This window comes from Nevskia soli (genome assembly GCF_903970205.1).
In the GTDB taxonomy this organism is placed as follows: Bacteria; Acidobacteriota; Terriglobia; order Bryobacterales; family Bryobacteraceae; genus Bog-113.
The window spans coordinates 1-6,272 of record NZ_CAJCHS010000361.1 but is presented as its reverse complement, the minus strand read 5'-3'; the positions used below and the strand labels follow the sequence as shown (position 1 = coordinate 6,272).

6 protein-coding genes and 1 pseudogene are annotated in these 6,272 nt (G+C 58.3%); 3 read left to right on the top strand and 4 right to left on the bottom strand.

Features of this window, described 5'->3' with window-relative positions; genetic code table 11:
- Positions 1-352: 352 nt before the first annotated feature.
- From H1Y01_RS15810 to H1Y01_RS15795, 4 genes are all read right to left on the bottom strand, one after another.
- Positions 353-1,072, bottom strand: coding sequence for a DUF4386 domain-containing protein (locus H1Y01_RS15810; protein WP_180541475.1), 720 nt, complete (start codon positions 1,070-1,072; stop codon positions 353-355).
- Between the two features lie 460 nt (positions 1,073-1,532).
- Complete coding sequence (locus H1Y01_RS15805) at positions 1,533-1,736, bottom strand: allantoinase (protein ID WP_180541474.1); 204 nt, start codon at positions 1,734-1,736, stop codon at positions 1,533-1,535.
- Complete coding sequence (locus H1Y01_RS15800; RefSeq protein ID WP_180541473.1) at positions 1,736-2,248, bottom strand: hypothetical protein; 513 nt, start codon at positions 2,246-2,248, stop codon at positions 1,736-1,738. Before H1Y01_RS15800 ends, H1Y01_RS15805 begins: the two co-directional genes overlap by 1 nt.
- A gap of 36 nt (positions 2,249-2,284) precedes the next feature.
- The gene (locus tag H1Y01_RS15795) at positions 2,285-2,614 is read right to left on the bottom strand and encodes a YtxH domain-containing protein (RefSeq protein WP_180541472.1); all 330 of its coding nucleotides are present in this window, start codon (positions 2,612-2,614) and stop codon (positions 2,285-2,287) included.
- A 155-nt stretch (positions 2,615-2,769) separates the two neighbouring features.
- On the opposite strand from H1Y01_RS15795, the gene H1Y01_RS15790 reads away from it, so the two are divergent.
- The 3 genes and pseudogenes from H1Y01_RS15790 to H1Y01_RS15780 all read left to right on the top strand — a co-directional run.
- Positions 2,770-3,357, top strand: coding sequence for a regulatory protein RecX (locus H1Y01_RS15790; protein WP_180541471.1), 588 nt, complete (start codon positions 2,770-2,772; stop codon positions 3,355-3,357).
- Between the two features lie 39 nt (positions 3,358-3,396).
- Positions 3,397-5,757: a hybrid sensor histidine kinase/response regulator gene (locus tag H1Y01_RS15785; RefSeq protein ID WP_180541470.1), complete on the top strand. Its 2,361-nt coding sequence runs from the start codon at positions 3,397-3,399 to the stop codon at positions 5,755-5,757.
- 90 nt (positions 5,758-5,847) lie between these two features.
- Positions 5,848-6,272, top strand: a pseudogene (locus H1Y01_RS15780) (enolase C-terminal domain-like protein); the annotation flags it as partial.

The window sequence follows — 6,272 nt, the reverse complement described above, 5'->3', positions numbered from 1 at the left end:
TTAAGATCTTCTTCAACCTTGCCTTGATTCGCGAGGTAGTGCGTGAGGGCGCCGTATACATTTTCGAGAGATACCGATGAGGGGAAATCCTGAAGAATGTTTTCAGGCGCAGCCCCTCCCTAAATTCCAGAGCGACGGAGGCCAAGGATACCCTCGTTCCCTTAACGTACAGTGCGCCGGAGCGTTCCTCTATGTATTCCTTGGACATTCACACTCTCGGCTCCACAATATCTGTAACCGCGCCTACGGCCGTACCTTAACTGGGCGCATGGCTTCGCGAACATCCCGATCTGCTTGCGTAACCCGAGCAAGCGCAACGTAACCGAAAGCGCCGTCGGCCGGACGTCTTCGGTCATCTTCCGGCAACTCCCGGCGTCGCCTGCATCGCATCCCACCGCGCGCGATCAACGCCCTTGATCAGCATCCAGAGCGTCAGTGAGGCCATCGCCACGAACATGGGCACAATCACGTAGGGCAGGTCGTACTGCGGCCCCAGGACAACTAGAACGTTTTTGGCGATGAAGCTGGCGCCTCCAAGAAGAAGGATCGCGCCAAGCGCGCGCGGTAGATAGCCGGAACGTAGAATCAAGTACCCGCGCACCGCCGCCGCGGAGCCATAGAACGTTGCGAAGATGCCGAAGCCGTATCCGTAGATGGTGAGGCACAGATAGGTGAGCGCCGCCTTGGCCTCCGGCGAGATCACCCGGGCAACGTCGGGATCCACAGCCGGTAGCGCGGCGGCAAAATAAAGCAGTTCCCCGGCGGCAAAAATCGCCGTACCCATCAGCCCGAAACACGCCGCCAGCAGCGACAGGTTGCGGCTCACCGGCCGAAGCAGCGCATACAGCAGTACGTTGAGCGTGATGTCGCACGTAGCTTCGATGAGGTACGCGGCAAAGCTGGACCGAAAAAGTCCCACCGAGCCGGCCACCCGTTGCGCAGTCCCGGCCAAGTCGTTGGCGATGAGCAGTGTATTCGGCACATGGGACTCGCCCCATCCGCCGGCCACAATCGTGATGAGATAGAGAACCCCGATCCATCGCGCATATTGCTGCGCCGTGCCTGCGTTCATCGCACACCTCGTGATGCCATCTGGTACGTTCGCGTCCAGCAGACAGTTCCGCAAAACGCAAACGCAAGAGCCTGGTTGGCTTGACCGTCTGGATGCTGCTCACGCAAAAGGTACGGCGGTCCGTGCTGCTCGCGATGATCGCATGGGAGCCCGATCAAAGCGCAAAGAGCAAGAGACCGCGCTTTAAGATAACCCGCTTTTAAACGGCTACACTTGTGTCGAGGTACTGAATGAGCTTAAGCACGGTCCAAGAAATCGAGCGCGCGATCAGTGCACTTACACCTAACGAACCGGAAGAATTATACAACTGGTTAGATCAGCGTTCAGACACAATCGACGCTCGTATCGAGCCTGACCTTGCAGCGGGTTGCCTTGACGACGCTATCGAGCGGGCTTTGAGCGATGAGAAAAGCGGCCGAGTGAAACCGCTTTAGCGCAACATCGCGCCACGGTACCCAGCTCAAACTTCCGGATAGAACTCGAAAAACGCATCGATCGACTGTTCCAATTGCTTCCGCAGCTCCGTCTCATTCGCGCCCTCAAGCAAGTGCATCGTGACTGAAGCGCCTTTCCCGCTCTTCAGCTGAATCGGCGCGTCGTTGAGTTCTTCGATCTCATCCGCGGGAAGCATGCGCATGCCGTAGACGAGCGCCAGTTTGCGCATCAGATAAACATCTCGTCGTCTTGCGTTGCGCTGTAGACGTTGTTCCGGCGGTACCCGCCGCGGGCAAAACGGCTTAGACCCGCGCGAATCCCCGTCAGCACCGCGTCCGCCTCACGAAAAGGCCGCATCACCGCATTCTTCACGGTTCCTGTTGCTTCCTGAACCTGCTCGACGGTTCCGTCAACCGCGGTATCAATTCGCGCGAGTTGGACTTTGGCGCGCGTCACGAAATCCTTGGAGAGATCGCTATAACGGTGAGCCTCGGTAACGACCAGCTTCGATACCTCAACGGCCTGACCTGAGATTTTAAAGATCTGAGGCTTCAGGTGCGCAACCATGTCCATCGCGTCCTCGGCCATCGGAGTCGCCGAGTCGATGATCGGCTCAATCTTGTCCCGTAACTTCATGATCACCGTTAGCAAAATGACCGAAACAATTCCGAGCGCAAGAAATGAAAGGGCGGCTATTGTTACACCGCCCGCTACAACCCAACGAAAAACATCGTCCGACATAACAATCCCTCAGTCGCAGCTTACCGCAAGCTGCGTCTAACTCGCCTGGTTAACCGTGGGTTCAACCTTCTCACGGTAAGCCTGCTTGCCGGCTTCCACCGCGTCGTTCAGGTTATCTTTTTGTTTGCTGATGACGTTCTTGCCTTTGTCGATAAGGTCGCTGGCGGTGCTCTTGCCCTTATCGATCAGGTCGCTTGCGGTATTCGTCCAATCGGTTGAGGCACGCTTCAGATAATCCGTACCTTCGTTCGCCTTGTCTTTAATCAGGCTGCGGGTTTCATCGCCTGACTTGGGGGCAAACAAGATCCCGATACCCACGCCGACCCCAAGGCCGAACAGAAAATTTGTCAATCCATCGCGATCCATTTTGAATTCTCCTATATGCGAGGCGCTGCCCAGCTAATTCGGGCGTTGACGGCCTTCCGCAAGTGTATACTCTTCGTCAGTAGCAGTTTTCTTTCCAACGTTCGCGTCGACTCGGCGCCCAGCGCTCCTTAAGCTGCACTTTAACGCTTTTGCTCATGCCTGCCCATCCACCGGCGGCGCCCGGTCCCCGAAAACCGAAGCCGAAACTCGCCGCGGCCGAATTGTTCGACCTGGCCGTTCGCTCGCTGGCGAGGCGCGCCCAGTCGACCAGCGAGCTCCGCAACCGTCTTCGCTTGCGTGCGGCCGAAGAATCAGCCGTCGACGAGGTACTCACCCGGCTGCGCGAATACGGGTACCTGGACGATCGTCTCTTCGCTGAAACGTTTGTCGAATCGCGTTTGAGCAACCAGGGCTTCGGTCGCACGCGCACGCTCAACGACCTGCGAAGCCGGCGCGTGGCCGGTCCGGTGGCGGACGCGGCGGTTGAGCAAGCCTATCGGGAAACCGACGAACTCAAGCTGATCGAAGAATACATTCGCCGGAAATACCGGGCGGTTCCCCGCGAGGCTCTCTTCCAGTCTGATAAGGACCTCGCGGGCGCTTATCGGCGGCTCCTGCGGGCGGGGTTCCGCGCCGGTAATATTGTCCGCATTTTGAAGAAATTCGCCAAAAATCCCGAACTGCTGGACGCTATCGAGGAACCGGATGAAGACCGTTCCGGCGACACATTTCCCACCAATTAATTAGTTGATCTCACGAGTATTCCGTGATGAAGTGGAGCATTGGCAGTAGCAGCGCAATTCTCGCAGATTGTCAGCTTCAGTGCGATGACGTTGCTGCTCCTGCTGTTCGCATGGCTTTACGTGCGCGATCGCCGGCAGCGCACGCTGAACTGGTTGCAAGGTTGGATCGCGATCGAGATCCATTTCGCCGGCAATCTTCTGCAATTAGCCGGTTGGATCTCGCCGCCGGTCGCGGATTGGCTGGCTTACTCGACTCTATTTTTCGCCGCCGCCAGTTTCTTCTTATCCGTTAGCGACGCCTACCTGACGAAATCAGCACGGCGCGTTTTCTGGACTTTGGTTTTTGCGCCCGCTCTGGCGTACGTCACGCTGCTGGTCTCGGGCAGACCCGCAGTATGGATTTTCGATCTCATTAGCGGCGTTATTTTCGCCGCCTCCATCTGGATTTTCGCCACGCGCGCAAAGTGGAAGCTCGCCTCGTGTTCCGGCTGCATTCTGCTGGGCGCAATTCCCGCGGCCGCTGTCATGTTTACAACCGGGGATCCCTCGCAAGGCATTAACGTGCTCCTTTTCGATGCCTTCGCGGTCACCGGGGCAGCCTGGGCGATGCACTTCTGGCGCGCAACACCGGGTGTGATCCTGGCATCGGTGTCCTTCGTCGCCTGGGGCAGCGTGTTCATCGGAGCGGGGTTACTGGCCAGGCTGGGCGCGAACATTCCTGACCAGAGCGTCCTGTGGGACTTGCCCAAATATTTTGTCGCGTTCGGAATGATCATCACTCTTCTGGAAGAAGAAACCAAGGCGCTCCAACAGGAGGTTCGGGATCGCCGGCAGGCCGAAAACGCTCTTCGGGAGAGCGCGTTTTTTCTGGGCGAGTCTCAGCGCATCGCCCAACTCGGGACGTACACATTCGATATTTCCTCGGGTTCCTGTAAGATGTCCGCGGTTGCTCGTCACATTTTAGGTATCCAACCGGACGCCGACATTGACGCCAATGTTGAAGTCCCGGCGTTCATCGATCTTTTGAGCGATCGTGATCGAGAGGAGTTCACCCGGCGCCTCGGCGAGCCGGTTTTCACAACCGGCGAGCGCTTCGAGCGGGAGATCGTGATTAGCCGGAAAATTGATGGTGCGGAACGATCTCTCCATGTGCGCGCGGCCGTGGTGGAGACGCGGCCGGGCGTCCAGGCGATCAGCGGAACCCTGCAGGATGTCACCGAAAGAAAGATCCGGGAGCAGGAACTGATCCAGTCCAAGAAGATGGAGTCGATCGGGCGTCTCGCCGGCGGCATTGCGCACGACTTCAACAACCTGCTGACCATCGTCAACGGTTACAGTGAGCTGGTTTTGACCCGGATGAAGGATGCGGACCCTCTCCGCAACTTCGTCGAAGAAATACGCTATGCCGGCGTGCGCGCCGCTGAACTGACCCAACAACTGCTGGCTTTCAGCCGCCGCCAAACGCTGCAGCCCGTGGATCTCGATTTGAACGCCGTGATCGTCGAGACGGAACGTCTTTTGGCGCATCTGATCGCGAAAAATATCCAGATCATCACCGTGCTCGCGCCGGGGCTTTCGAAAATCAGGGCGGATCAGGGGCAGCTTACGCAAGTGCTGTTGAACCTCGCGGTCAACGCCCGCGACGCCATGCCCCGCGGCGGCCGCCTTACCATCGAGACGGCCAACGTATCGAGAGTTCCGCGTGGCAGATCACTTCCGGGCGCGGAGAACCCCCCGGAGAACCCTGTCACGTTCGTTCGCATCTCCGTGACCGATACGGGTTCGGGGATGGATGAGGAAACGCAGAAGCATCTGTTCGAGCCGTTCTTCACCACGAAACCACGCGGTTCCGGCACCGGTTTAGGGCTCTCCACGGTTTACGGGATCGTTAGACAGAGCAACGGATATATCAACGTTCAAACCGAGATCGGATTGGGGACGCGGTTCGATGTCTATCTGCCCTCGAGTGGCGTTGCTGCTTCCGGGAAAGCGCTCGAAGCGCAGCCGCCTGCGACTTCGGGAGTGCAGTTAAAAGGCAAAACGATTTTGGTCGTCGACGATCAACGCGCGGCGCGCAAGCTGGTGCTGACCGTATTGCAGGCATCGGGTTATCGAACGCTCGAAGCTTCGAACGGAGAAGAAGCGTTGGCGCTGTTGAGAGAACGCAGTTACTCCATCGATCTTGTACTGACGGACGTCGTGATGCCGGGCATTTCAGGGCGAACGCTTGTGGAACGCATGCGCAAAATTCGGCCGGGCACGCCCGCGGTTCTCATCTCCGGATACACCGACGACGCGATGGACAGCCAGGTTGCGGACGCTGAATTCGTCTTCCTGCAAAAGCCCTTCAGCACGCAACGATTGCTGGAACTTGTGGAAGAGACGCTGCAGATGGTGTAGCAGCCCGTGCGTGGACGCTTTACTGAGCCGCGACGGCGACGGAGCGGCCACTACCACGAGCCGCTAGGCTGCAGTTACTATGGGTTCAGTTTGAAAATTCGGGATATCCGCGCCACCACTGTAACCGTCCCGCTGCAAGCGCCATTGCGCCATGGAAACGGCTGCCACTGGGGCCGCTTCGTTCGCACCATTGTCGAAGTCGAAACGGACAACGGGATCGTCGGCCTCGGCGAGATGGGCGGCGGCGGCGAATCTGCCGAAGCGATGTTTCGCGCCATGAACGCTTACCTCGTGGGCCACGACCCGGCGCGCATCGACGAGATGCGCTTCAAGATCGCGAATCCCACGGCGTCGCTCTATAACAATCGGACGCAGATTGTCGCGGCTCTGGAGTTTGCCTGTCTCGATATTCTCGGTCAGGCATGGGGCGTTCCGGTTTCTGAAATCCTGGGCGGACGTTTGCGGGAACGCGTGCCTTTCGCATCTTATCTTTTCTTCCGCTATCCGGATCCGCG